At 62.0% G+C, this 24,061-nt stretch carries 25 protein-coding genes and 1 other RNA gene; 5 read left to right on the top strand and 21 right to left on the bottom strand.

Going from position 1 to position 24,061, the window contains the following annotated elements; genetic code table 11:
* Nucleotides 1–5: 5 nt before the first annotated feature.
* From JOE27_RS21135 to rsmI, 14 genes are all read right to left on the bottom strand, one after another.
* Nucleotides 6–962, bottom strand: coding sequence for a D-alanine--D-alanine ligase (locus JOE27_RS21135; protein WP_046784855.1), 957 nt, complete (start codon nucleotides 960–962; stop codon nucleotides 6–8).
* Nucleotides 959–2,407, bottom strand: a complete 1,449-nt coding sequence (gene murC, locus JOE27_RS21130) for a UDP-N-acetylmuramate--L-alanine ligase (RefSeq protein WP_046784854.1) — start codon at nucleotides 2,405–2,407, stop codon at nucleotides 959–961. The genes JOE27_RS21135 and murC overlap by 4 nt, the downstream gene beginning before the upstream one ends.
* Entirely contained in the window at nucleotides 2,400–3,479 is a 1,080-nt protein-coding gene (gene murG / locus JOE27_RS21125) for an undecaprenyldiphospho-muramoylpentapeptide beta-N-acetylglucosaminyltransferase (RefSeq protein WP_119688321.1), read from the bottom strand. Before murG ends, murC begins: the two co-directional genes overlap by 8 nt.
* On the bottom strand, nucleotides 3,469–4,680 hold the full coding sequence (gene ftsW, locus JOE27_RS21120) for a putative lipid II flippase FtsW (protein WP_174142282.1): 1,212 nt from the start codon (nucleotides 4,678–4,680) through the stop codon (nucleotides 3,469–3,471). Before ftsW ends, murG begins: the two co-directional genes overlap by 11 nt.
* Nucleotides 4,680–6,026, bottom strand: a complete 1,347-nt coding sequence (murD, locus tag JOE27_RS21115; protein ID WP_046784851.1) for a UDP-N-acetylmuramoyl-L-alanine--D-glutamate ligase — start codon at nucleotides 6,024–6,026, stop codon at nucleotides 4,680–4,682. Before murD ends, ftsW begins: the two co-directional genes overlap by 1 nt.
* Nucleotides 6,027–6,032: 6 nt before the next feature.
* The gene (gene mraY / locus JOE27_RS21110) at nucleotides 6,033–7,115 is read right to left on the bottom strand and encodes a phospho-N-acetylmuramoyl-pentapeptide-transferase (RefSeq protein WP_012312865.1); all 1,083 of its coding nucleotides are present in this window, start codon (nucleotides 7,113–7,115) and stop codon (nucleotides 6,033–6,035) included.
* The gene (gene murF / locus JOE27_RS21105) at nucleotides 7,115–8,482 is read right to left on the bottom strand and encodes a UDP-N-acetylmuramoyl-tripeptide--D-alanyl-D-alanine ligase (RefSeq protein ID WP_115273639.1); all 1,368 of its coding nucleotides are present in this window, start codon (nucleotides 8,480–8,482) and stop codon (nucleotides 7,115–7,117) included. Before murF ends, mraY begins: the two co-directional genes overlap by 1 nt.
* On the bottom strand, nucleotides 8,475–9,965 hold the full coding sequence (gene murE / locus JOE27_RS21100; protein ID WP_182445246.1) for a UDP-N-acetylmuramoyl-L-alanyl-D-glutamate--2,6-diaminopimelate ligase: 1,491 nt from the start codon (nucleotides 9,963–9,965) through the stop codon (nucleotides 8,475–8,477). Before murE ends, murF begins: the two co-directional genes overlap by 8 nt.
* Nucleotides 9,962–11,695: a penicillin-binding protein 2 gene (locus JOE27_RS21095; RefSeq protein ID WP_161872110.1), complete on the bottom strand. Its 1,734-nt coding sequence runs from the start codon at nucleotides 11,693–11,695 to the stop codon at nucleotides 9,962–9,964. Before JOE27_RS21095 ends, murE begins: the two co-directional genes overlap by 4 nt.
* Entirely contained in the window at nucleotides 11,695–11,988 is a 294-nt protein-coding gene (gene ftsL, locus JOE27_RS21090) for a cell division protein FtsL (protein WP_012312861.1), read from the bottom strand. Before ftsL ends, JOE27_RS21095 begins: the two co-directional genes overlap by 1 nt.
* Nucleotides 11,985–12,926: a 16S rRNA (cytosine(1402)-N(4))-methyltransferase RsmH gene (gene rsmH / locus JOE27_RS21085; RefSeq protein WP_174142281.1), complete on the bottom strand. Its 942-nt coding sequence runs from the start codon at nucleotides 12,924–12,926 to the stop codon at nucleotides 11,985–11,987. Before rsmH ends, ftsL begins: the two co-directional genes overlap by 4 nt.
* A 2-nt stretch (nucleotides 12,927–12,928) precedes the next feature.
* Nucleotides 12,929–13,384: a division/cell wall cluster transcriptional repressor MraZ gene (mraZ, locus tag JOE27_RS21080; protein ID WP_011535546.1), complete on the bottom strand. Its 456-nt coding sequence runs from the start codon at nucleotides 13,382–13,384 to the stop codon at nucleotides 12,929–12,931.
* 308 nt (nucleotides 13,385–13,692) lie between these two features.
* Nucleotides 13,693–14,066: RNase P RNA component class A (gene rnpB, locus JOE27_RS21075), an RNA gene on the bottom strand.
* Between the two features lie 66 nt (nucleotides 14,067–14,132).
* Nucleotides 14,133–15,008, bottom strand: a complete 876-nt coding sequence (rsmI, locus tag JOE27_RS21070) for a 16S rRNA (cytidine(1402)-2'-O)-methyltransferase (protein ID WP_046784848.1) — start codon at nucleotides 15,006–15,008, stop codon at nucleotides 14,133–14,135.
* 187 nt (nucleotides 15,009–15,195) lie between these two features.
* Here rsmI and JOE27_RS21065 point away from each other — a divergent pair, with 187 nt between their 5' ends.
* From JOE27_RS21065 to JOE27_RS21045, 5 genes are all read left to right on the top strand, one after another.
* Complete coding sequence (locus JOE27_RS21065; RefSeq protein ID WP_119688320.1) at nucleotides 15,196–17,013, top strand: penicillin-binding protein activator; 1,818 nt, start codon at nucleotides 15,196–15,198, stop codon at nucleotides 17,011–17,013.
* Nucleotides 17,013–17,384 carry a YraN family protein gene (locus tag JOE27_RS21060; RefSeq protein ID WP_039605078.1) on the top strand — a complete coding sequence of 124 codons (372 nt, stop codon included), beginning with the start codon at nucleotides 17,013–17,015 and terminating at the stop codon, nucleotides 17,382–17,384. Before JOE27_RS21065 ends, JOE27_RS21060 begins: the two co-directional genes overlap by 1 nt.
* A gap of 86 nt (nucleotides 17,385–17,470) precedes the next feature.
* Nucleotides 17,471–18,064, top strand: coding sequence for a phosphoheptose isomerase (locus JOE27_RS21055; protein WP_008097558.1), 594 nt, complete (start codon nucleotides 17,471–17,473; stop codon nucleotides 18,062–18,064).
* Complete coding sequence (locus tag JOE27_RS21050) at nucleotides 18,061–18,639, top strand: BON domain-containing protein (RefSeq protein ID WP_115273637.1); 579 nt, start codon at nucleotides 18,061–18,063, stop codon at nucleotides 18,637–18,639. Before JOE27_RS21055 ends, JOE27_RS21050 begins: the two co-directional genes overlap by 4 nt.
* Nucleotides 18,640–18,718: 79 nt before the next feature.
* On the top strand, nucleotides 18,719–18,937 hold the full coding sequence (locus tag JOE27_RS21045; protein WP_046784845.1) for a YgdI/YgdR family lipoprotein: 219 nt from the start codon (nucleotides 18,719–18,721) through the stop codon (nucleotides 18,935–18,937).
* A 51-nt stretch (nucleotides 18,938–18,988) separates the two neighbouring features.
* On the opposite strand, the gene JOE27_RS21040 is transcribed toward JOE27_RS21045, so the two are convergent.
* The 7 genes from JOE27_RS21040 to rplM all read right to left on the bottom strand — a co-directional run bounded on the left by JOE27_RS21040 (nucleotide 18,989) and on the right by rplM (nucleotide 23,857).
* Nucleotides 18,989–19,420, bottom strand: a complete 432-nt coding sequence (locus JOE27_RS21040; RefSeq protein WP_046784844.1) for a ClpXP protease specificity-enhancing factor — start codon at nucleotides 19,418–19,420, stop codon at nucleotides 18,989–18,991.
* A gap of 10 nt (nucleotides 19,421–19,430) precedes the next feature.
* Nucleotides 19,431–20,054 (bottom strand): glutathione S-transferase N-terminal domain-containing protein, encoded by a 624-nt coding sequence (locus tag JOE27_RS21035; protein ID WP_046784843.1) that lies wholly within the window; start codon nucleotides 20,052–20,054, stop codon nucleotides 19,431–19,433.
* Between the two features lie 120 nt (nucleotides 20,055–20,174).
* Entirely contained in the window at nucleotides 20,175–20,954 is a 780-nt protein-coding gene (locus JOE27_RS21030) for a cytochrome c1 (RefSeq protein WP_012312852.1), read from the bottom strand.
* Nucleotides 20,954–22,165 carry a cytochrome bc complex cytochrome b subunit gene (locus JOE27_RS21025; RefSeq protein ID WP_042111179.1) on the bottom strand — a complete coding sequence of 404 codons (1,212 nt, stop codon included), beginning with the start codon at nucleotides 22,163–22,165 and terminating at the stop codon, nucleotides 20,954–20,956. Before JOE27_RS21025 ends, JOE27_RS21030 begins: the two co-directional genes overlap by 1 nt.
* Nucleotides 22,165–22,758 (bottom strand): ubiquinol-cytochrome c reductase iron-sulfur subunit, encoded by a 594-nt coding sequence (gene petA / locus JOE27_RS21020; RefSeq protein ID WP_039604011.1) that lies wholly within the window; start codon nucleotides 22,756–22,758, stop codon nucleotides 22,165–22,167. Before petA ends, JOE27_RS21025 begins: the two co-directional genes overlap by 1 nt.
* A 263-nt stretch (nucleotides 22,759–23,021) precedes the next feature.
* The gene (gene rpsI, locus JOE27_RS21015; RefSeq protein WP_046784841.1) at nucleotides 23,022–23,414 is read right to left on the bottom strand and encodes a 30S ribosomal protein S9; all 393 of its coding nucleotides are present in this window, start codon (nucleotides 23,412–23,414) and stop codon (nucleotides 23,022–23,024) included.
* A gap of 14 nt (nucleotides 23,415–23,428) precedes the next feature.
* Nucleotides 23,429–23,857, bottom strand: coding sequence for a 50S ribosomal protein L13 (rplM, locus tag JOE27_RS21010; protein WP_008097538.1), 429 nt, complete (start codon nucleotides 23,855–23,857; stop codon nucleotides 23,429–23,431).
* Nucleotides 23,858–24,061 lie beyond the last annotated feature (204 nt).

The following is a 24,061-nucleotide window of genomic DNA, read 5'->3' as shown; positions in this document are numbered from 1 at the left end:
GTTTGTTAACCTCGCGTCGCTACGCTGTCGGCCAGGATCGCCAGCACCAGTTGCTGGAAGTCCAGACCGGCCGCGCGGGCCGCCATGGGCACCAGGCTATGATCAGTCATGCCCGGCGCGGTGTTTACTTCGAGCAGCCAGAACCGGCCCTGCTCGTCCTGCATCACGTCCAGACGGCCCCACCCTTCAATGCCGATGGCATCGCAGGCGCGCGCGGTCAGGTCGATAAGCTCCTGCTCCTTGGCACTGTCCAGCCCGCACGGAATGCGGTACTGGGTGTCATTGGCGATGTACTTGGCGTCGTAGTCGTAGAACACGTGCGGAGTGCCCAGGGCGATCGGCGGCAGCACCTGGCCACGCAGAACGGCAATGGTGAACTCCGGGCCGTGAATCCATTGCTCGACCAGCACCTGAGAATCGTATTTGGCGGCGTCTTGCCAGGCAGCGACCAGTTCCTGCTCGCTGTTCACCTTGGCCATGCCGATGCTAGAGCCTTCATGGGCAGGTTTGACGATCAGCGGGAAGCCCAGTTCCGTACCAGCTACAACACAATCTTCTTCGCTGGCCAGCACAGCATGACGCGGGGTCGGAATGCCCAGGCTTTGCCATACCTGCTTGGTCCGCAGCTTGTCCATGGCCAGGGCCGAGGCGAGGATGCCACTGCCGGTGTAGGGAATGCCCAGGCACTCCAGCAGGCCTTGCATGCTGCCGTCCTCACCGCCGCGGCCGTGCAGGATGATGAAGGCACGGTCGATCTTCTCGCTTTGCAGGCGGGCCAGCAGGTCGTCGCCCACGTCGATGGCGACCACGTCGACACCGGCGCTGCGCAGCGCCTCGATCACGGCAGCGCCCGACTTGAGCGAGACTTCACGCTCGGCGCTCTTGCCGCCGTACAGTACAGCGACACGACCGAACGCGTTGACGTCCAGGGTCGAATGCAGTTTCTCGTAGGCGCTGGTCATTTCGACTTCTCCTGCTTGGCGCCAGCGAACAGCGGGCTTTTCATCAATTGCGGGGCCAGGCCACCGACATCGCCGGCACCCTGGCACAGCAGGATGTCACCGGCACGCAGCAGCGGCTTGACCAGCGGTGCCAGCTCGGCGCCGCGTTCGATGTAGATCGGGTCCAGCTTGCCGCGCTGGCGGATGCTGTGGCACAGCTGACGGCTGTCGGCACCGGGTATCGGCTCTTCACCGGCCGGGTACACCTCCATCAGCAGCAGCACGTTGGCATCGCCCAGCACCTGCACGAAGTCGTCGTACAGGTCACGGGTGCGGCTGTAACGGTGTGGCTGGTAGACAATGACCAGGCGACGGCTTGGCCAGCCACCGCGCACAGCCTTGATCACCGCCGCCACTTCGGTCGGGTGGTGGCCGTAGTCGTCGACCAGCATCACGCTGCCGCCTTCAACCGGCAGTTCGCCGTACACCTGGAAGCGTCGACCGACACCCTGGAAGCCGGAAAGCCCCTGCACGATGGCTTCGTCGCTGATGCCTTCGTCGGTGGCGATGGCGATGGTGGCCAGGGCATTGAGCACGTTGTGGTTACCCGGCATGTTGACCGACACTTCCAGCGGCTCACGATCACGGCGCAGCACGGTGAAGTGGGTCTGCATGCCCTTCTGACTGACGTTGATCGCGCGGATGTCGGCCTCTTCGCTGAAACCGTAGGTCACGGTCGGGCGCTTGACCTGTGGCAGGATCTCACGCACCACCGGGTCGTCCAGGCACATCACGGCCAGGCCGTAGAACGGCAGGTTGTGCAGGAACTCGACGAAGGTTTTCTTCAGCTTGTTGAAGTCACCCTCGTAGGTGGCCATGTGGTCGGCGTCGATGTTGGTGACCACAGCAACCATCGGCTGCAGGTGCAGGAAGCTGGCGTCGCTTTCGTCGGCTTCGGCGATCAGGTAACGGCTGGTACCCAACTGCGCATTGGTGCCGGCAGCGGTCAGGCGGCCACCGATGACGAACGTCGGGTCCAGGCCACCGGCCGCAAATACAGAGGCCAGCAGGCTGGTGGTGGTGGTTTTGCCATGGGTACCGGCAACCGCCACACCATGGCGGTAGCGCATCAGCTCAGCGAGCATTTCGGCACGCGGCACCACGGGAATGCGCCGTTCAAGCGCAGTGGCGACTTCCGGGTTGGCCGGGTTGATGGCGCTGGACACCACCAGTACATCGGCATTGGCGGCGTTTTCGGCACGGTGGCCAACGAAGATCTCGGCACCGAACGACTCCAGGCGCTGGGTAACCGGCGACACCTTGAGGTCGGAGCCGGACACTTCATAGCCCAGGTTCAGCAGCACTTCGGCAATACCGCACATGCCCACGCCGCCGATACCGACGAAGTGGATGCGATGAATACGGCCCATCTTCGGCTGGGGCATGGCTTTCTGGCTTTCAACCATGGGCCACCTCCAGGCAGATATCGACCACGGTGCTGGTTGCGGAAGGTTTGGCAAGGCCCCGTGCGGTGCGTGCCATGGTGTTGAGTTTCTCGGGTTGCATCAGCACCTCGTTCAGGCGTTCAGCGAGTTGCGCTGCGCCAGTTGTCGCTTGTGGCATGAGGAAGGCGGCGCCTTCCCGAGCCAGATATTGGGCGTTATGGGTCTGGTGGTCGTCGATGGCATGGGGCAAAGGCACCAGCATCGAAGGCAGGCCGGCCGCCGCGAGCTCGCTGACGGTCAGGGCACCGGCCCGGCACACCACCAGGTCGGCCCAGCCATAGGCGTGGGCCATGTCCTTGATGAACGGCTCTACCTGAGCCTCGACACCCGCCTCTTGATAACGCTCGGCGGTGATCGGCGCGTGGTGCTTGCCGGCCTGATGGAACACCTCGGGCCGCAGGTCAGCGGGCACCTCGGACAGGGCCTTAGGCAACAATTTGTTCAATGGTTCCGCACCCAGGCTGCCACCCATGACCAACAGGCGGGCACGGCGCTCGCCCAAGGGCGCACGCTGCGCGTCCATGAACAGCTCAGGGCGCACCGGATTGCCGGTGGTACGCAGCTTTTCGCCAGCTTCAAACGTGCCTGGGAAAGCCTCGCAGACACGCGCCGACAACGGCACCAGCAGGCGATTGGCGGTACCGGCGCGGGCGTTCTGTTCGTGAATCACCAGCGGCACACCGCACAGACGCGCGGCGACGCCGCCAGGGCCGGTCACATAGCCACCGAAGCCGATCACGCAGACCGGCTTGAGCTGGCCAATGATACGCCGCGCCTGGAGCACGGCCTTGACCAGGGTAAACGGTGCCTTGAGCAGCGACAGCTTGCCCTTGCCACGCAAGCCGCTGACCTGGATCAGGTGCAGCGCCAGGCCGGCCTGGGGGACCAGCTCATTCTCGATGCCACGGGGGGTGCCCAGCCAGTGCACGGTATAGCCGCGCGCCTGGAACTCACGTGCGCAGGCCAGGGCCGGGAACACATGGCCTCCGGTGCCACCCGCCATGATCAGTACGTTTTTGCCGTCAGCGGCCATGACTGGTCTCCTCGGCAAAATCGCTTTCGCTGAATTCGTGTTCCTCGCTGCCCAGGTGCGTGCGGCTTTCCCATTCGATACGCAGCAACAAGCCGACGCAGGCACAGCAGATCACCAGGGAGCTGCCCCCGTAACTGAGGAAGGGCAAGGTCAGGCCCTTGGTCGGCAGCAAGCCGACGTTCACGCCAATGTTGATCAGGAACTGGCCAATCCACAGGAACGCCAGGCCAAATGCCATGTAGGCGGCAAAGTACTGCTTGGCCTTCTCGGCCCACAGGCCGATGTAGAGGGCGCGCACGGTCACGAATACGAACAGCGCGATGGTCACCAGCGAACCGACCACGCCCAACTCCTCGGCGAGTACCGAGAACACGAAGTCGGTGTGCGCTTCAGGCAGGTAGAACTGCTTTTGCACACTGTTGCCCAGCCCTACGCCCAGCCACTCGCCGCGGCCGAAGGCGATCAATGCCTGGGTCAACTGGTAACCAGAGCCGAACTGGTCGGACCAGGGGTCGGTAAAAGTGATCAGGCGCGCCATCCGGTAGGGCTGCGCCTGCACCAGCACGAACACTGCGACCACCGCCAGCACCACCATCAGGCTGAAGCGGAACAACCCTACGCCGCCGAGGAACAGCATGGCTGCGGCAGCGCCCATCATGACCACGGTGGCACCGAAGTCCGGCTCCATCAGCAGCAGGCCGGCCATCGGCAGCAGCACGATGAACGGTTTGAAAAAGCCCATCCAGCTTTCGCGCACTTCGGTCTGCCGACGTACCAGGTAGCCGGCGAGATAAATGACCACGAAGACCTTGGCGATCTCCGAAGGCTGGACGTTGAAGAAGCTGAAGCCGATCCAGCGCATCGAGCCGTTCACTTCCCGACCAATGCCAGGCACCAGCACCAGTACCAGCAGGCCAAAGGCGCCAACCAGCATCATGAAGCCCATGCGCTGCCACGTGGCGATCGGCACCAGCAGGGTCGCACCACAGGCGACCAGGCCAATGGCCACGTAAACCAGATGGCGGAACATGTGGTACAGCGGGTTGCCTGACTGTACTGCGGCCACCTCCGACGACGCCGAGGTGATCATCACCAGGCCCAGGCCGAGTAGCGCCAGGCAGCCGGCCAGGAAGGCGAAGTCGAGGTCGATGCCACGGCCGCTGATAAGCGGCGACGGGTACGGCTTGAGGATGCCGAAGATCATGCCAGCCCTCCCGCCGCCTGGGCGAACAGCCGCCCGCGTTCTTCAAAGTTCTTGAACATGTCGAGGCTGGCGCACGCCGGCGACAGCAACACGGCGTCACCCGGCAGAGCCAGCTCGGCGCATTGCTGCACGGCCTCGTCCAGCGTCTTGACCCGCACCAGCGGCACGGCATCACCTAGCACCTCGGCCAGGCGTTCGGCATCACGGCCGAGCAACACAACGGCGCGGCAAAAACGTGCCACCGGCTCACGCAGGGCGGCAAAATCGGCACCCTTGCCGTCGCCGCCGGCGATCAGCACCAGCTTGCCGTCGATATCCGCGCCCAGGCCTTCGATGGCGGCCAGGGCAGCACCGACGTTGGTCGCCTTGGAATCGTCGTACCAGCTCACACCGTTGCGCGCACGCACCCATTGGCAACGATGGGCCAGGCCGCCGAATTCGCGCAGGGCTTCGAGCATCGGCTCGAACGGCAGACCGGCGGCATGCCCGAGGGCCAGGGCCGCCAGGGCGTTGCTCTGGTTGTGGGCACCCCGAATTTTCAGGTCACGGACCGGCATCAGTGCCTGGAACTCGAAAGCCAGGTACTTCTCGCCCTCGACTTCACGCAAGCCGAAGGCCTTGAAGTCCGGCTGATTCAGGCCAAAGCTCCAGCACGGGCGATTTTCGACCGGCAACGGCCGGCTCAGGGCATCCTGGCGGTTCACCACCACTTGGCGGGCGCCACGGAATATCCGGTGCTTGGCCAGGTGATAGGCCGGCAGGCCGCTGTAGCGGTCCATGTGGTCTTCGCTGATGTTCAGCACCGTGGCAACTTCGGCATTGAGCTGGTCGGTGGTTTCCAGCTGGAAGCTCGACAGCTCCATGACATACAACTCGACATCATCACTGAGCAGGTCCAGGGCCGGTGTACCCAGGTTGCCGCCGACGGCCACGCGCTTGCCGGCCTTGGCGGCCATCTCGCCGACCAGGGTGGTTACCGTGCTTTTCGCATTGGAGCCACTGATCGCCACGATCGGCGCCTTGGCATGGCGGGCGAACAGTTCGATGTCACCGGACAGCTTCACGCCACGCGCCGCCGCCTGCTGCAGGGCCGGCGTGGCCAGTGCCAGGCCTGGGCTCACATACAACTCGTTGGCGCGGCACAGGAAGTCCACGTCCAGTTCACCACAGCGTACTTCCACCTGCGGGTAATCACGGCGCAGGGTGTCCAGTTCCGGCGGTTGCTCGCGGGTGTCGGCGACCGCAAAGGCAATGCCCTGGTTCGCCAGGAAGCGAACCAGGGACATGCCGCTCTTGCCGAGGCCGACAACGATGCGGAATTGGTCGGAAGCGATCAGTGACACGCTCGTCTACCTCAGTTTCAGGGTTGCAAGGCCGATCAGCACCAGAATCACGGTGATGATCCAGAAACGGACAATCACCCGTGGTTCAGGCCAACCCTTGAGTTCAAAGTGGTGGTGGATCGGTGCCATGCGGAACACGCGCTTGCCGGTCAGCTTGAAGGAAGCCACCTGGATCACCACCGACAGGGTTTCCATCACGAAGATGCCGCCCATGATGAACAGCACGATTTCCTGGCGCACGATTACGGCGATGGTGCCCAGTGCAGCGCCCAGCGCCAGCGCGCCGACGTCACCCATGAACACCTGGGCCGGATAGGTGTTGAACCACAAAAAGCCCAGGCCGGCGCCGATCAGCGCGCCGCAGAACACGATGAGCTCACCTGAACCCGGCACATAAGGAATGAGCAAGTACTCAGCGAACTTCACGTTACCCGACAGGTAGCAGAAGATGCCCAGCGCACCGCCAACCATCACCGTCGGCATGATCGCCAGGCCATCGAGGCCATCGGTCAGGTTGACCGCATTGCTCGACCCGACGATGACGAAGTAGGTGAGGACGACGAAGCCGATGCCCAGCGGGATGGTGACGTCCTTGAGGAACGGCACGATCAGGGTGGTTTCGACAGTGGTCGGGGCCGTCTGGTACAGGAAGATCGCCGCCGTCAGGCCGAACACCGACTGCCAGAAGTACTTCCAGCGGCTAGGCAGGCCGCGCGAGTTCTTTTCGATCACCTTGCGGTAGTCGTCGACCCATCCGATGGCGCCGAACAGCAGCGTGACGATCAGTACCGTCCACACATAGCGGTTCGACAGGTCGGCCCACAGCAGGGTGCTGATGCCGATGGCGGACAGGATCAAGGCACCACCCATGGTTGGCGTGCCGGATTTGGACAAGTGCGATTGCGGGCCGTCATTACGGACGGCCTGACCGATCTGGCGGATCTGCAGGGTACGGATCATCCACGGGCCCAGCCACAGCGCCAGCGACAACGCGGTCAGTACGCCAAGGATCCCGCGCAGGGACAGGTACTGGAAGACCGCGAAGCCTTTGTGGAACTGTTGCAGATACTCAGCCAACAGCAGCAGCATTAATGTTTCTCCCCGCTGGCACCGCACAATGCAGCCACGACGTTTTCCATCGCAGCGCTGCGCGAGCCCTTGATCAAGATAGTGGTGTTGCTGGCAGTTTCGGCACGAACGGCCTCGATCAGCTCAGCTTGAGTTGCGAAATGACGGCCATTGGCGCCGAACGCCTTGACCGCATGTGTCATGTTGGTACCCACTGCATACAGGGCATCGACCTTACCGCGCGCGTAATCGCCCACCTGACGGTGGCCTTCTTCGGCCCACTGCCCCAGCTCGCCGATATCCCCCAGCACCAGAACGGTGCGACCGGAAAAGCCGGCGAGTATATCAATGGCCGCGCACATCGAGGTGGGATTTGCGTTGTAACTGTCATCGATCACGCGCACGCCATTCGGGGCGATTTGCGCCACGGTACGGCCCTTGACCGGCTGCATGGCGTTCAGGCCGGCGGCAATGCCGCTCAGGCTCAGACCAACGGCATGGGCGGCGGCGGCGGCGGCCAAGGCGTTGCTGACGTTATGCTCACCGAGCACATTGAGCTGCACGGCCACCGATGCGCCGGCGCCATGCAGTGTGAACGACGGGCAACCCCGCGCGTCGCGCCCGATGTCGGTGGCATGGAAGTCGGCGCGGGCGTCGCTGCGGGCAAAGCTGATGACCTTGTGCGCACCCGCACGCGCCTTCCAGATGGCAAAGGCCTTGTCGTCCAGGTTGAGGATGGCCGTGCCACCCTCGCCCAGCCCTTCGAGAATCTCGCCCTTGGCTTCAACGATCTTCTCTGGCCCGCCGAACTCGCCGACGTGGGCAGTACCTGCGTTGTTGATGATGACCACCTGTGGCTGGGTGAGGCCCACGGTATAGCGGATCTCGCCAATGCGCGAAGCGCCCAGCTCAATGACGGCGGCGCTGTGCTGCGGGGCAATTTCCAGCAGGGTCAGCGGTGCACCCAGGTCGTTGTTCAGGTTGCCACGGGTGGCATGAACAGGGCCACGGGTACGCAGGATGCAGGCAAGCATCTCTTTGACCGTGGTCTTGCCGCTGGAGCCGGTGATCGCTACCACAGGTTTGTCGTAGCCGGCACGGTTCAGCGCACCAAGCTGGCCGAGGGCCAGACGACTGTCGGCAACCACCAGTTGCGGCAGGTCGACATCGGCCACTTCACGCTCCACCAGCGCTGCCACAGCCCCCTTGGCCTGCACATCGGCCAGGTAGTCGTGGCCATCGAAACGCGGCCCCGCCAGGGCGACGAACAACTGCCCGGCGCCGACGCTGCGGCTGTCGATGCTGACACCGCTGAAGCTGGCGTCTGCGCCGACCAGGCGAGCGCTCAGTGCTGCGGTCAGCTGGCTGAGTGTCATGGGCTTAAGCATGTGGAGCCTCCCAGGCTGCAAGTGCCTTTTCGGCTTCGACCAAGTCGGAGAAGTCATGGCGCTGGCCATTGATTTCCTGGTAATCCTCGTGCCCCTTGCCGGCCAGGACGATGACGTCCGAGGCGGCAGCAGAAGCGATCAGGTGTGCAATGGCCTCGCCACGGCCAGCGATGAACTCGACCTCGGCGGGCCGGGCAAAACCAGGGCGAATGTCGTTGAAGATGGCCTGCGGGTCTTCGGTACGTGGGTTATCGTCAGTGACCAGTACACGGTCAGCCAGGCGCTCGGCCACCTCGGCCATCAGCGGACGCTTGCCACGATCGCGATCGCCGCCACAACCGAACAGGCACAGCAATTGGCCGTGGGCGTGCGGGCGCAGGGCCTGGAGTACTTTTTCCAGGGCGTCAGGAGTGTGCGCGTAGTCGACCACCACCAGCGGCTTCTCACCACCGCCAAGGCGCTGCATGCGGCCCACCGGGCCCTGCAATTGCGGGGTGACCTTGAGGATTTCATCCAGCGAATAATCCAGAGCCATCAGAGTGGCCACGGCCGCGAGCATGTTGCTCAAGTTGAAGCGGCCCAGCAGCTGGCTGCGCAAGGTGCGCTCACCCTGGGCAGTGACGATGATGGCGCGTACGCCATCGTCGTCGAATTTGGCTTCACGGCAATACAAGGAAGCGTCGGAGTTTTCCAGGCTATAGCTGAGCAAACGGGTCTCGATATGATCGACACTCGGACGACGGGCAAAATCAGCCGCCAGGCGACGCCCGAATCCGTCATCCAGGTTGACCACCTGGCAACGCAGGCCAGGCCAGGCGAAAAGCTTGGCCTTCGCGGCCTCATAGGCCTCCATGCTGCCGTGATAGTCCAGATGATCACGGGACAGGTTGGTCATCACCGCGATATCGAATTCCAGCGCAGCAACACGACCCTGTTCCAGGGCGTGCGAGGATACTTCCATCGCCACAGCCTTGGCGCCAGCCTTTTTCAGATCATAAAGGGTCGACTGCACCGCAATCGGGTCTGGCGTGGTCAACCGACCGCTCTGCAACTCACCATGAAACCCGGTACCCAGGGTGCCGATCAGGCCGCACCGCTGGCCAAGTGCATCGAGCGCCTGGGCCACCAGCTGAGTGACGCTGGTCTTGCCGTTGGTGCCGGTAACCCCGACCAGGTTCAGCTGACGGCTCGGCTCGCCATAGAAGCGGCCGGCAATATCCGACAGCTGGGCGATCAGGCCTTTGACCGGGATCAGCGGCACATCGGTGATCGGCAGCACATGGGTGCCCTGCTGTTCGTAAGCGACTGCGGCGGCACCACGGGCCAGCGCGTCGCTGATATGGTCACGGCCATCGACCTTGGCCCCCGGCACGGCCAGGAACAGGTCACCTGCGCGCACAGCACGGCTGTCCAGGGTCAGCTCACGGATCAGCGGGTCGCGACTGGCGTGGGCGAAAAGCTTGCTCAGTGGCATTGTCATCATCCACGCCCTCCCTTGGCGGGTACTGCATTGACTTGTTGCGGGTCGGCAGGCGGTGGCAGGTTGTCTGGCGGCACATTCATCAGCCGCAGGGTGCCCGACATGACGTTGCTGAACACCGGCGCCGATACCAGACCACCGAAATAACCGCCTTTCCTCGGCTCGTCGATGACCACGACAATGGCGTAACGCGGGTCGCTCATCGGGCCGAAGCCGGCGAACAGCGAGCGGTAGGCGTTTTCGGTGTAGCCCTTGGCGCCAACTGTGGCTTTACGTGCGGTACCGGACTTGCCGGCCACGTGATAGAACGGCACCTGGGCACGGAATACCCCGCGCGGCGCCTCGATCACTTGCTGCAACATGCCTTGCACGGTCTCGGCAGTGTCCTTTGGAATGGCCTGGACTGCCTCGGGCGCCTTGTCGACCTTGAGGATCGACAGCGGCACCATCTTGCCGTCGTTGGCCAGCGCCGCGTAGGCATGCACCAGCTGCAGGGCGGTAACCGAGACGCCGTAGCCATAGGACAAGGTCGCGGTTTCGGCCTTGCGCCACTCGCGATGGTTGGGCAGGTTGCCAACGCGCTCACCCGGGAACCCAAGGCCGGTGTACTGGCCAAGGCCGACCTGGGACATGACCCGGTAGATGGCTTCGCCGCCGATATCGAAGGCGATCTTGCTCATGCCGACGTTACTGGAGTTGATCAGGATGCCGGTCAGGTCGAGGATCGGCCCCTCGCTCCTGGACACGTCCTTGATGGTGTAGCGGCCGATCTGCAAGCTGCCCGGGTACACCTCGACCTTGTCGGTGGGCTTCCAGCGCCCACTCTCCAATGCGGCGCTCATGGAGATCGGTTTGACCGTGGAGCCTGGCTCGAACACGTCAATGATCGCCCGGTTACGCATCGCCGCCGGGAACATGGTGCGACGGTTGTTCGGGTTGTAGGTCGGCTGGTTGACCATCGCCAGGACCTCACCGGTCTTGACATCCATGATCACCAGGCTGCCGGCCTTGGCGTCCTGTTCGGCGATTGCGTTACGCAGTTCGCGAGTGGCCAGGTATTGCAGGCGCAGGTCGATGGACAACGCCAAGGTCTTGCCGGCCTTGGCGTTCTTGGTTACCTGAATGTCCTTGATCAAGCGGCCGCGCCGGTCCTTGATCACTTGCCGCTTGCCGGGCACCCCGGCCAGCCATTCATCGTAGGCCAGTTCCACCCCTTCGCGGCCATGGTCATCCAGGTCGGTGAAACCGACCATGTGCGCGGTGACATCACCGGCGGGATAGAAGCGGCGGAATTCTTCAAGGCCGTATACACCCGGCACTTTCAGGTCGAGCACATGCTGCCCCTGCTCCGGGGTCAGGCCGCGGACCAGGTAGATGAATTCTTTGCTGGCCTGCTGGGTCAGGCGCTCGCTCAGCTGTTGGGCGTTTTGCCCCAGTGCTGCGGCCAGTTGCGGCCAGCGCTCCTTGGAGGCTTGCATTTCCTTGGGGTTGGCCCACAAGGTGGTGACAGGCGTACTGACGGCCAGAGGCTCACCATTGCGATCGGTAATCAGACCACGGTGTGCCGGAATAGGGATATGACGCAGGCTGCGGGCATCGCCCTGGCCCTTGAGGAAGTCACGGTCGACAACCTGCAGGTCGATGATGCGCCAGCAGATGGCACCGACCATCAACGCCAGCAAGCCGATCACCACGCGGAAGCGCCAGGGGTAGAGCGCGCCTTCGAGCTTCATCATGGCGCCACCATCCGTACTTCGTCGGCGGCAGGCACGTGCATCTTCAGCTGCTCGGAAGCCAGGTTCTCGATGCGGCTGGCAGCGGTCCAGGTGCTTTGTTCGAGGATCAGCCGGCCCCACTCGGCCTGGGCCTTGTCGCGCTCATTCAACTCGCCGTACAGGGTGTTGAGCAACTGGCGATTCCAGTGGGCGCTGTACGATACGGCAATGGCCGAAACAAGCACGCCAACGAACAGCAGAAGCATCAGGAAGCTTCCGCCTGGCAAAGGTTTGGCAAATAGCCGGCTCACCGAAGCTTCTCCGCCACCCGCATCACGGCGCTGCGCGACCGCGGGTTGGCCTTGAGCTCGGCTTCGGAAGCAAACTGGGCCTTGCCGATCAGACGGATTTTCGGCTCGAAGACCTTGTGCTGAACCGGCAGGTTGCGCGGCAGGTTGTCCGCTTCACCCTTGACCAGTTTGCGCATGAACAGCTTGACGATACGGTCTTCCAGCGAGTGGAAGCTGATCACCGCCAGACGGCCGCCGACTTCCAGCGCATCGAGCGCAGCCTCAAGGCCGGCCTCAAGGTCGCCCAACTCGTTGTTGACGTGAATGCGCAGGCCCTGGAAGGCACGGGTAGCCGGATTTTTACCTTTTTCCCAGGCAGGGTTGGCGACCTTGAGCACTTCGGCCAAGTCCGCAGTACGCGTGAACGGCTGCTTTTCGCGGCGCTCTACCACGGCACGCGCCATGCGCCCGGCAAAACGCTCCTCGCCGTACTCTTTGAAAACGCGGGCAATTTCCTCAACCGGCGCGGTGGCGATGAACTCGGCAGCACTGATGCCCTGGTCGGGGTTCATGCGCATGTCCAGCGGGCCGTCATTGAGGAAACTGAAACCGCGCTCGGGGTCGTCCAGCTGGGGCGAGGACACGCCCAGATCAAGCAGGATACCGCTGACCTTGCCAGCCAGCCCGCGCTCGGCCACTTCCGCGCCCAGTTCGGCAAAACTGCGCTGCACAATGACAAAGCGGCCGTCTTCGGCCGCCAGCGCTTGCCCCGTGGCAATCGCTTGAGGATCTTTGTCGAAGCCCAGCAGCCGCCCTTGCGGCCCGAGCTTGCTGAGGATCAGACGGCTGTGCCCGCCGCGGCCGAAGGTGCCGTCGAGATAGCAACCGTCGGCGCGCAGGGCCAATGCCTCGACAGCTTCGTCGAGCAGGACGGTGATGTGGTTGAAGCCGCTATCTATGGTCACAGGATCAGGTCACGTAAATCGTCGGGCATGGCGCCCGGTTGTTGGATAGCTGCAAGGTCGGCTGCCGAAACTGCGTTCCAGGCATCCTCATCCCACAGCTGGAATTTGTTCAACTGCCCCACCAGCATCGCCTTCTTGTCCAGCTTGGCGTACTCCCGCAGGCGGGGCGGTACCAGGAAACGGCCACTGCCGTCGAGCTCCAGGTCCACCGCATTACCGATCAGCAAACGCTGCAGGCGGCGGTTTTCCTCACGCAACGACGGCAAGGCACGCAACTTGGCTTCAATCTGCTCCCACTCATCGAGGGGATAAACACACAAGCAGGGGTCGACGGCGTCGATGGTCACGATCAGCTGACCATTGCAACGCGAATCGAGCTCGTCACGGTACCGGCTCGGCATGGCGAGACGGCCCTTTGCATCGAGGCTGACGGCGTTGGCTCCGCGGAACACGGCTGCGATTCCCCACAATGGTAGCTTTTTTGTGCCAGAAAACCCACTTCATCCCACTTTCTGCCACTTGCGCACACTATAGGAATCCGTCCGCTGCACCGTCAAGGCGCGTTCATAGGGAAAACCCTTACAGGACCGAGATTTAGCTCAATAAAGGAAGAAGGAAGGAGTACTGGGGGCAAAAAAAAACGTGAAAAATCAAACCCACTCAAACGGATACCGTTTGAACTTAAAGTGATTTATTAAGAGTAAGATCTTTTCGGTATTACAAACGCGCTCTGCTATCGATCGAGCAGAAGGGAGGAGAGGTGGAGAGTCGATCTGTAAGCCGGGTTTTGTCGAGGACAGTCATTCCTCTACGACGGCCATCACTGGACGCCTCTAGCAACCTACCCGGTTCCGACGCGGGCCACGCCTGATGGAACCCTATTTGGTCTTGCTCCGAGTGGGGTTTACCTAGCCACGAACTGTTGCCAGACGTGCGGTGCGCTCTTACCGCACCTTTTCACCCTTACCGGCACCGAAGTGCTTAGGCGGTTATTTTCTGTGGCACTTTCCGTAGGCTCGCGCCTCCCAGGCGTTACCTGGCACTCTGCCCTATGGAGCCCGGACTTTCCTCCCCCCGCCGTTACGCAACAAAAGTTGCGGAACAAAAGCAGGCAGCGACTGTCCGATCGACTCTCCGGCGCCAAGGTTAACGGCAGCTGCGCTCAAGAACAAGCAATACCGCAACTATATCAAATTGCCACTACTGCGGTTTCTGCTTTTCCAGTGCCGCCTGATACAACAGGTTCTTGCGCACACCGGTGATCTCGGCCGCCAAGGCCGCCGCACGCTTGAGCGGCAACTCGGCCAGCAGCAGGTCCAGCACACGCTGCGCTTGGACACTGATCGCCGCCTCACCTTCCGGCGCACTCCAGCCACCGACCAACACCACGCACTCGCCGCGCTGCTGGTTACTGTCACCCGCCACGAACTCGCACAACTCTGCGAGCGGCAACCCTTTGAGGGTCTCGAAGGTTTTGGTCAGCTCACGTGCGAGCAACGCCGGGCGCTCGGCACCGAACACCAGCTTCATATCCTCCAGACACTCAAGAATACGATGAGGCGCTTCGTAGAAAATCAACGTGCGCGGCTCTTCCTTCACCTGCTCGAGCCGGCCACGGCGACCGGCGCTTTTGGCGGGGAGGAAACCTTCGAAAATGAACCGATCGGAGGGCAGCCCGGCCGCCGAAAGCGCGGCGATCAGCGCGCAGGCGCCAGGCACAGGCACCACATCGACACCTGCGGCTCGCGCCTGACGCACCAGGTGGTAGCCAGGATCGGAAATCAACGGTGTACCGGCATCGGAAACCAACGCCACATCCTCACCGGCCAACAGCTTGGTGATGAATCGCCCGCCTTCGTCCCGCTCATTGTGCTCGTGACAGGCTGCTAGCGGCGTATCGATGCCGAAATGCTGCAGCAGGCGGATCGAGTGCCGGGTGTCCTCGGCAGCGATCAAGGCGACGTTGGCCAGCACCTTCAATGCCCTGGCGCTCATGTCGTCGAGGTTGCCAATGGGGGTTGCGACCACATACAGCGTCCCCACGGTGGATTTCGAAGCCCCTGCCACATCAGTCACTGCGCACACCTGCCTTTCGGATCAAAGGCGCCATTGTAGCCCGAGCGCCGGTAACAGGGCGCAAAGAACTTCACCTGCGGCCACGTCAAGTACACCTATAGTGAAGGTTCCCGTTCAGCAACATCGCGCCCCGGCCAACGCTTGGGTACAATTGCCGGCCAACTTGATCGAGTAACAGGACCTTTACATGATCGCTTGCCTGCGGCTGCTCACAGCCCTCTGCCTCGCTGCCCTGCTGGCAGCCTGCGCCAGCTCGCCCTCATCCAGCCTCGGAGAGCTGCCACGCACGCCGGACGCCAGCATCGAGCAACTGCTCGAAAAAGCGGCGGCCAGCACGTCTGCCGAAGATGCCGCCCTGCTGCGCCTGAGCGCTGCCGACCTGGCTTACAAGCAGAAGGATTACCCGCGCGCCGCACGCATTCTCGAGCAGGTCCCCATGGATACGCTCAAGCCCGCCCAACAAATCTTCGCCGCCACACTTGGCGCCGAACTGGCCATGAGCCGCAACCAGCCCAAAGCCGCCCTCAGCGCCCTCTCGCACAGCAGCCTGCAGCACCTCGCCCAATTGCCGGCAGAGCAGCAGGTGCGCACCTATGGCGTCCACGCCGCCGCCCTTGAAGCCGACGGCCAGGCCCTGGCCGCTGCACAACAGCGCGTAATGCTGGGCCCACTGCTCAGCGGCCAGGCTGCCAGCGCCAACAATGACGCGATCTGGGCCCTGGTCGCCTCGCTGCCGGCAGAGCAACTGCAGCAGCCCGCCGGCGACCAGACCCTGGCCGGCTGGACCAGCCTGGCCCTGGCCGTGAAAAGCGCCGGCACCCTGGAGCAGCAGCAGGCCGCCATCGAAACCTGGCGCAAGCAGCACCCCGACCACCCCGCGGCACAGCAACTGCCATCGGCCTTGGTCAAGCTCAAGGAACTGGCAAGCCAGCCGCTGACCAAGATCGGTCTGCTGCTGCCCCAGGAAGGCCCGCTTGCCGGTGTCGCCCGCGCCCTGCGTGACGGCTTCATGGCCGCGCACTTCCAGGCCCAGCAGGCTGGCCAGCAAGCGCCGGCCGTACAGGTGTACGACAGCTCACGCATCGGCTCGCTGGACGACTTCTATCGTCAGGCCCAGGCCGATGGCGTGCAACTGGTAGTCGGCCCGCTGGAAAAAGCGCTGGTAAAAAAACTGGCCGCCAATGCGCAGCTGCCTATCACGACTCTCGCCCTGAATTACGCCGACGCCGGCCAGAACGCCCCGCCACAGCTTTTCCAGTTCGGCCTGGCGGCCGAAGACGAAGCCCGCGAAGTCTCGCGCCGCGCCCGCGCCGACGGCATGGTTCGCGCGGTGGCCCTGGTGCCGAGCGGTGAATGGGGCGACCGCGTGCTTGCCGCGTTCCGCCAAGACTGGGAAGGCAATGGCGGCACCATCATCGCCGCCGAACGCATCGCCCAGCCGGTCGCCCTGGCCCAGCAGATCGCCAACCTGTTCCAGCTGCGCCAGAGCGAAGGCCGCGCACAGAGCCTGCAGAGCACCGTGGGCGGCACCATTGCCGCACAACCATCGCGTCGCCAGGACATCGACTTCATCTTCCTCGCCTCGACCCCGCAACAGGCGCAGCAGATCAAACCGACCCTGAACTTCCAGTACGCTGGCGACGTTCCGGTCTACGCCACCTCGAACCTTTACAGCGCCAGCGGTGACGTCAACCAGTACAAAGACATGAACGGCATTCGCTTCTGCGAAACCCCGTGGCTGCTCGACACCACCAACAGCCTGCGCCAGCAGGTGGTTCAGCAGTGGCCACAAGCCGCTGGCAGTCTCGGCCGCCTGTATGCGATGGGTGTAGACGCCTATAGCCTGGCACCACGCCTGGGTCAGCTCAAAGCATTGCCGGACAACCGTGTACAGGGCCTTTCCGGCAGCCTGAGCATGAGCGCCAGCCAGCGCATCGAGCGCCAGCTGCCGTGGGCTGAATTCTCTGGCGGCCAGGTCAAACGCCTGCCCGATACCATCCGCTAATGCCCCAAGCATCACCAACCAGCGCCGGCCATGCCGCAGAGAACCAAGCCCTTGAGTTTCTTCAAGGGCAAGGCCTGCAACTGCTGACGCGCAATTGGCGATGCAAAGGCGGCGAGCTTGATCTGGTCATGCTCGACACCGATACAGTAGTATTCGTCGAAGTCCGCTATCGGTTGCACGCGGGCTTCGGTGGCGCCCTTGGCAGTATCGACGGGCGCAAGCAGAAGCGGCTGGTGCATGCCGCCAGCCTTTTTCTGCTGAAGGAGTCTTGCTGGGCCAACCACCCTTGCCGCTTCGATGTTGTCGCCTTGCAGGGTAGCCACCATGCAGGCAGGCCGCTTCAATGGCTGAAAAACGCCTTCGAATGCTGAACCCACTCCCCTATTTTTGCTCTATGTTTCGCGGGCTGGTCCCTGTTGCGCGTAGCAAAGGCCACCGCCCCACTTAAGGTCACCAGATGGACATGCAATCCCGAATTCGCCGGCTGTTCCAGGCCAGCATCGATACCAAGCAACAGGCAATGGACATCCTGGCACCGCACATCGAGCAGGCCAGCCTGGTCATGGTCAATGCGCTGCTCAACGAGGGCAAGATGCTCGCCTGCGGCAACGGCGGCTCGGCCGGCGACGCCCAGCATTTCTCTTCGGAGCTGCTCAACCGCTTTGAGCGCGAGCGTCCGAGCCTGCCGGCAATCGCTTTGACCACCGACAGCTCGACACTGACCTCGATTGCCAACGACTACAGCTACAACGAAATCTTTTCCAAGCAGATTCGCGCCTTGGGCCAGCCCGGCGACGTCCTGCTGGCGATTTCGACCAGCGGCAACTCGGCAAACGTGATTCAAGCGATCCAGGCGGCACATGATCGCGAAATGATTGTCGTAGCATTGACCGGGCGTGACGGTGGCGGCATGGCTTCGCTGCTGTTGCCCGAGGACGTGGAGATCCGCGTACCCTCGACGGTCACTGCACGCATCCAGGAAGTCCACCTGCTGGCGATCCACTGCCTGTGTGATCTGATCGACAGCCAACTGTTCGGGAGTGAAGAATGATCCCCAAGCGCCTCGGCCTGATGGCCCTGACCCTGTGCCTGAGCGTCACCGGCTGCAGCTCGGTACTGACCTCGACCCGCAATTCGCCGATCGAGGATGATCGCGGCACTCGCACCATCGGCAGCAAGATCGACGACTCGCTGATCGAAACCAAGGCCGCTGTAAACATCTCCAAGGCCAACCCTGATCTGGACAAGGGTTCGCACATTGTCGTCAGCAGCTACAACGGCATTGTCCTGCTCGCCGGCCAAACCCCGCGCGCCGACCTGAAGAGCCTGGCCGAGCAGACTGCCAGCCAGGTGCAGCGGGTCAAGCGGGTGCATAACGAGCTGCAGGTGATGCAACCCTCCTCCATCCTTGCGCGCAATAACGACGCCTGGCTGACCACCAAGATCAAGACCCAGATGCTCACCGACAATGCCGTGCCCAGCTCACGCATCAAGGTCATCACCGAGAACGGTATCGTCTACCTGCTAGGCCTGGTTACCCGGCAGGAAGCCAACTCCGCCACTGCCGTGGTACAGGGCGTGTCGGGCGTGCAAAAGATCGTCAAGCTGTTCGAGTACATCGACTGATACGCTTGCCTGCACCGGCCCTCGCATACCGGCACAGGCATCCTAATGGCTCCACCTTCAGAACTTCAGGAAACACCGCATGAAAAAGCTTCTGCTGCCCGCCCTGTTGATCGGCGCCTTCGCCACCCTGGCCGGCTGCTCCACCCCTAGCCTGATCACCCTGAACGACGGTCGCGAATTCCAGACCGTTGACGAACCACAGTTTGATCAGGACTCCGGCTTCTACGAGTTCCAGCAGCTCGACGGTAAACAGACCCGCGTTAACCGTGACCAGATTCGCACCATCAGCGACCTGTAACCACCACCGTGCTGCAAAGAAAAAGGCGACCCAACCGGATCGCCTTTTTTGTTACTTGACCACCTTCAGGCTCGGCCGACCACTCGGGCGCGGCGGCTGCCCCCCACCTTCCGGCGGGCCATCATCATCCGGCTCGACACCCTCGTCTTCCAGCTCTTCACCCTCCATCAACGGAGGCTCCAGCTCGAAGACCATGCCTTGGCCGTTCTCCCGGGCATAAATGCCCAGAATCGCGCCGACCGGCACGAACAACGAGTGGGCAACGCCACCGAAGCGCCCCTCGAAGCTCACCGCGTCGTTGTCCATGTGCAGGCTGCGCACGGCACTTGGGGAAATGTTCAGGACGATCTGGCCGTCACTGGCGAAACCTTGCGGCACCTGGACTGCCGGATATTCGGCATTGACCAGCATATGGGGCGTGCAATCGTTGTCGACGATCCACTCGTACAGTGCTCGAACCAGATAGGGGCGACTGGAGTTCATCAACGGCTCCTTAAAGCTTGCGCATTTCACGTTCAACGGAGGACAGGCTCGCCAGGAAAGGCTCACGGGCGAACTGCCGCTCCATATAATCCAGCAGCGGCTTTGCTTGCCGCGGCAATTCGATACCCAGTACCGGCAAACGCCAGAGTATGGGCAATAGACAACAATCGACCAGGCTTTGCTCATCGCTCATGAAACAAGCGAACTCGTTGAACAATGGCGAGACGCCCGTCAGGCTCTCACGCAGTGCCTTGCGCGCCTCGGCACGAGCGGCATCACTGCTGCGCGAATCGAGCACGGTATCGGCCAGCGCGCACCAGTCACGCTGAATGCGATGCATCAACAAGCGGCTGTTACCACGCGCCACCGGATACACCGGCATCAGGGGCGGATGCGGATAACGCTCCTCGAGGTATTCCATCACCACGGTCGATTCATACAACGCAAGATCGCGGTCGACCAGGGTCGGCACGCTGCCGTAAGGGTTCACTTCACCCAGCTTGGGTGGCAGACGACCGGGATCGACGTCGATGATCTGCACGCTGACACCTTTCTCGGCGAGAACCAGGCGTACCCGATGAGAATAATGGTCAGCGGGGTCGGAATAGCAGGCTAACCTGATGGTCGCGCCCATGTAGCGCCTCCTCGCATGGGGATGCTTGTGAAACTGCAAATGCAAACGCGCCCTGGAGGCCCCTTCGCATACACGAGGGAGCGCCCAGGGCGCGTTCAACTACCAGAAACTACTGCGTGATCAGTGCACGTCCTTCCAGTATTCGCGCTTGAGCAAGTAGGCGAACACGAAGAAGAAGGCCAGGTACAGCAACACATACGTGCCGATGCGCTGGCTTTCCAGTTTGACCGGGTTGGCCGAATAGGCCAGGAAGGTCACCAGGTTCTTGACCTTCTCGTCGAACTGCTCAGGCGTCAGGGTACCGGAATTCGGCGTGATGGTCAGCTGGTCACACGCTTCATGGGTCAAAGGGCTGCCGGTCAAGGGGTCGAATTGCTTCTTGCCATCGACCACCATCTGCACCTGCTTGCACCCGATCACCTGATTGCCCTGCAGCCCGACCAGCACATTGGGCATACCGACATTCGGGAACACCTTGTTGTTAACCCCGTAAGGTCGCGACTTGTCCTCATAGAAGCTGCGCAGGTAGGTGTACAGCCAGTCGGTACCACGCACCCGGGCAACCAGGGTAAGGTCCGGTGGCGCAGCACCGAACCAGGTCTTGGCGTCATCGGGCTTCATGCCGATGTTCATGTGGTCGCCGATCTTGGCACCCGTGAATACCAGCTTCTCCAGCATCAACTCATGGGGTATTCCCAAGTCATCGGCTACGCGCTCGTAACGCTGGAACTTGGCACTGTGGCAACCCATGCAATAGTTGGCGAAAGTCCGTGCGCCATCCTGCATCGCAGCCTTGTCCGTCAGGTCGATATCGACTTTGTCCAGCTCCAGCCCCGGTCCGGCAGCAAAGGAAAAGGCAGGCATCACTGCCAGCAAAAATACTGCAATCAACTTTTTCATCAGCCAGTCACCCTTTCCGGAACCGGTTTGGTCTTCTCAAGCCTTGTGTAGAACGGCATCAGCAGGAAGTAGGCGAAGTACAGCACGGTGCACACCTGCGACAGCAGCGTGCGACCTGGCGTAGGTGCCAGCACCCCCAAAATGCCGAGGATGACGAAGGAAATGCAGAACACCAGCAGGAAGACCTTGCTGATCCAGCCCTTGTAGCGCATGGAGCGTACCGGGCTTCGATCGAGCCAAGGCAATACGAACAGCACGGCGATCGCCGCCCCCATGGCGATTACGCCCATCAACTTGTCGGGCACCGCACGCAGAATCGCGTAGAACGGCGTGAAGTACCAGACCGGCGCAATATGCTCAGGCGTCTTGAACGCATTGGCCTGTTCGAAGTTGGGTTTTTCCAGGAAGTAACCGCCCATTTCCGGGAAGAAGAACACTACCGCACAGAACACGAACAGGAACACCACCACGCCGACAATGTCCTTGACGGTGTAGTAAGGGTGGAACGGAATACCATCCAGCGGGATGCCGTTTTCGTCCTTTTTCTTCTTGATATCGACCCCGTCCGGGTTGTTCGAACCCACCTCGTGCAGGGCCAGAATGTGCAACACGACCAGCCCGAGAATGACGATCGGCAGGGCCACGACGTGCAGCGCGAAGAAGCGGTTCAGGGTAATGCCGGAAATAAGGTAGTCACCACGAATCCACTGGGTGAGATCGTCGCCGATCACCGGAATGGCACCGAACAGCGAGATGATCACCTGCGCCCCCCAGTAAGACATCTGACCCCACGGCAGCAGATAGCCCATGAAGGCCTCGGCCATCAGCGCCAGGTAGATCAGCATGCCGAACAGCCAGACCAGTTCACGTGGCTTCTGATAGGAGCCATAGAGCAGGCCGCGGAACATGTGCAGGTAGACCACGACAAAGAACGCCGAAGCACCGGTGGAGTGCAGGTAGCGCAGGATCCAGCCGTACTCCACGTCACGCATGATGTACTCGACCGAAGCGAAGGCCTCCTCCGCCGAGGGCGTGAAACTCATGGTCAGCCATACACCGGTGACAATCTGGTTGACCAGCACCAGCAGGGCCAGCGAGCCGAAGAAATACAGGAAGTTGAAGTTCTTGGGCGCGTAATACTTGCTCAGGTGCTCTTCCCACATCTTGGTGGCGGGGAAGCGAGCATCAATCCAGTCCATGAACTTGCTCATCATGCTTTCTCCTGGTCGACGCCGATGACGACGATGTCATCCGACTCGTAAGAGTGCGGCGGCACTGGCAGGTTGAGAGGCGCTGGCTGCGATTTGTAGACACGCCCCGCCAGGTCGTAGTGGGAACCATGGCAGGGGCAGAAATAGCCGCCCACCCACTTGGGCCCCAGATCGGCGGGCGCGACTTCCGGGCGGAAGGTCGGTGAGCACCCAAGGTGAGTGCACAGGCCCACGAGAATGAGGATTTCCGGCTTGATCGAGCGTACCTGGGGGTCGACGTACTCCGGCTGTACGGAGGCCTTCGATTCAGGGTCGGCGAGCTCGGCAGTGACTTTTTTCAGGTTACCGAGGATCTCATCCGTTCGCCGCACGATGAACACAGGCTGGCCACGCCATTCCGCAACCATCTGCTGCCCAGGCTCAACCTTGGCGATGTTGACCTTCACCGGTGCCCCGGCCGCCTTCGCCTTGGCGCTGGGAAACCATGACCCCACGAACGGTACCGCAGCCCCCACTGCCCCCGCTGCCCCGACCACGGATGTCGCGGCTACGAGGAAGCGGCGCCGGCCTGCGTTGACGCCGTCATTGCTCATTCAGTCCTCTCCCATCAGCTTGCTTGGCCTGTTGGATCAGGCCTGTACTTAGGTAATGTCTGTGGCACCCCAAATTGGCCGCCATGGTAAGAAACAAATCCACACAGTGACAAGGTGATTAACCCAGGTCTGGGCTACAACCCTCGCTTTGCTTGATCTGCGTCTATGCGACAGGACACCACGGACATGCTGACAGGTTAGTTCAAGCCATAAAAAAAGCCCGGTTCCAAAGAACCGGGCTTTTTTCGACTGCCGAAGCGGTATTAACGCTTGGAGTACTGAGGACGCTTACGCGCTTTACGCAGACCCACTTTCTTACGCTCGACTTCACGAGCGTCGCGGGTGACGTAGCCAGCACGACGCAGAGCGCCACGCAGGGTTTCGTCGTATTCCATCAGAGCGCGGGTGATACCGTGACGGATCGCACCGGCTTGACCGCTGACACCACCACCGGCAACGGTGACGTAGATGTCGAACTTCGCGGTGGTCTCGGTCAGCTCCAGCGGCTGGCGAACAACCATACGAGCGGTTTCGCGGCCGAAGAAGGTGTCCAGAGGACGGTTGTTGATGGAGATGTTACCAGTACCCGGACGCAGGAAAACGCGAGCGGTTGCGGTCTTGCGACGGCCAGTGCCGTAATTTTGAGTCGCCGACATAATGAACTATCCCGTTAGATCTTCAGTTCTTGAGGCTGCTGAGCAGTGTGTGGGTGAGCAGCACCCGCGTACACTTTCAGCTTACGGTACATGTCGCGACCCAGCGGGTTCTTCGGCAGCATGCCTTTGACCGCGGTTTCGATAACACGCTCAGGGGCCTTGGCGATCAACTTCTCGAAGTTGATTTCCTTGATACCGCCCGGGAAGCCGGAGTGGGAGTAGTACATCTTGTCGGAAGACTTGGCGCCAGTTACACGGATTTGCTCGGCGTTGATGACGACGATGTAGTCGCCGGTGTCAACGTGAGGAGTGTATTCTGGTTTGTGCTTGCCACGCAGACGGCTAGCGATTTCGGTAGCCAGACGACCCAGGGTCTGGCCAGCGGCGTCGACTACGAACCACTCGCGCTTTACTGTTTCCGGTTTAGCAGTAAAAGTTTTCATTCTCTAAAGCCTCAGAGGCCGCCCAGCGAAAAATAGACGGCGAATCTTACTGGATAGTGCACAGCTTGCCAAGGGCAAGCGCGCAGCCGAACACAGACGCTTTTGGGGGCTCGGGTCGGGCACGCCAATGTTCGACGGGGTTCTTCCTGCGTGGTGGTGCATCACTTCCGCCACACGGAGAGGGGCCGAATTATCCAGATTGCG

Origin of the sequence: Pseudomonas sp. M5 (genome assembly GCF_016907075.1) — a bacterium.
Lineage (GTDB): Bacteria > Pseudomonadota > Gammaproteobacteria > Pseudomonadales > Pseudomonadaceae > Aquipseudomonas > Aquipseudomonas putida_E.
This window is presented reverse-complemented; position numbering and strand designations above follow the sequence as displayed.

Coding starts and splice junctions, on each gene's coding strand:
- JOE27_RS21135 (WP_046784855.1), bottom strand. CDS start 962: ATGACCAGCGCCTACGAGAAACTGCATTCGACCCTGGACGTCAACGCG.
- murC (WP_046784854.1), bottom strand. CDS start 2,407: ATGGTTGAAAGCCAGAAAGCCATGCCCCAGCCGAAGATGGGCCGTATT.
- murG (WP_119688321.1), bottom strand. CDS start 3,479: ATGGCCGCTGACGGCAAAAACGTACTGATCATGGCGGGTGGCACCGGA.
- mraY (WP_012312865.1), bottom strand. CDS start 7,115: ATGCTGCTGCTGTTGGCTGAGTATCTGCAACAGTTCCACAAAGGCTTC.
- murF (WP_115273639.1), bottom strand. CDS start 8,482: ATGCTTAAGCCCATGACACTCAGCCAGCTGACCGCAGCACTGAGCGCT.
- murE (WP_182445246.1), bottom strand. CDS start 9,965: ATGATGACAATGCCACTGAGCAAGCTTTTCGCCCACGCCAGTCGCGAC.
- JOE27_RS21095 (WP_161872110.1), bottom strand. CDS start 11,695: ATGAAGCTCGAAGGCGCGCTCTACCCCTGGCGCTTCCGCGTGGTGATC.
- JOE27_RS21065 (WP_119688320.1), top strand. CDS start 15,196: ATGATCGCTTGCCTGCGGCTGCTCACAGCCCTCTGCCTCGCTGCCCTG.
- JOE27_RS21060 (WP_039605078.1), top strand. CDS start 17,013: ATGCCCCAAGCATCACCAACCAGCGCCGGCCATGCCGCAGAGAACCAA.
- JOE27_RS21055 (WP_008097558.1), top strand. CDS start 17,471: ATGGACATGCAATCCCGAATTCGCCGGCTGTTCCAGGCCAGCATCGAT.
- JOE27_RS21050 (WP_115273637.1), top strand. CDS start 18,061: ATGATCCCCAAGCGCCTCGGCCTGATGGCCCTGACCCTGTGCCTGAGC.
- JOE27_RS21045 (WP_046784845.1), top strand. CDS start 18,719: ATGAAAAAGCTTCTGCTGCCCGCCCTGTTGATCGGCGCCTTCGCCACC.
- JOE27_RS21040 (WP_046784844.1), bottom strand. CDS start 19,420: ATGAACTCCAGTCGCCCCTATCTGGTTCGAGCACTGTACGAGTGGATC.
- JOE27_RS21035 (WP_046784843.1), bottom strand. CDS start 20,054: ATGGGCGCGACCATCAGGTTAGCCTGCTATTCCGACCCCGCTGACCAT.
- JOE27_RS21030 (WP_012312852.1), bottom strand. CDS start 20,954: ATGAAAAAGTTGATTGCAGTATTTTTGCTGGCAGTGATGCCTGCCTTT.
- JOE27_RS21025 (WP_042111179.1), bottom strand. CDS start 22,165: ATGAGCAAGTTCATGGACTGGATTGATGCTCGCTTCCCCGCCACCAAG.
- petA (WP_039604011.1), bottom strand. CDS start 22,758: ATGAGCAATGACGGCGTCAACGCAGGCCGGCGCCGCTTCCTCGTAGCC.
- rpsI (WP_046784841.1), bottom strand. CDS start 23,414: ATGTCGGCGACTCAAAATTACGGCACTGGCCGTCGCAAGACCGCAACC.
- rplM (WP_008097538.1), bottom strand. CDS start 23,857: ATGAAAACTTTTACTGCTAAACCGGAAACAGTAAAGCGCGAGTGGTTC.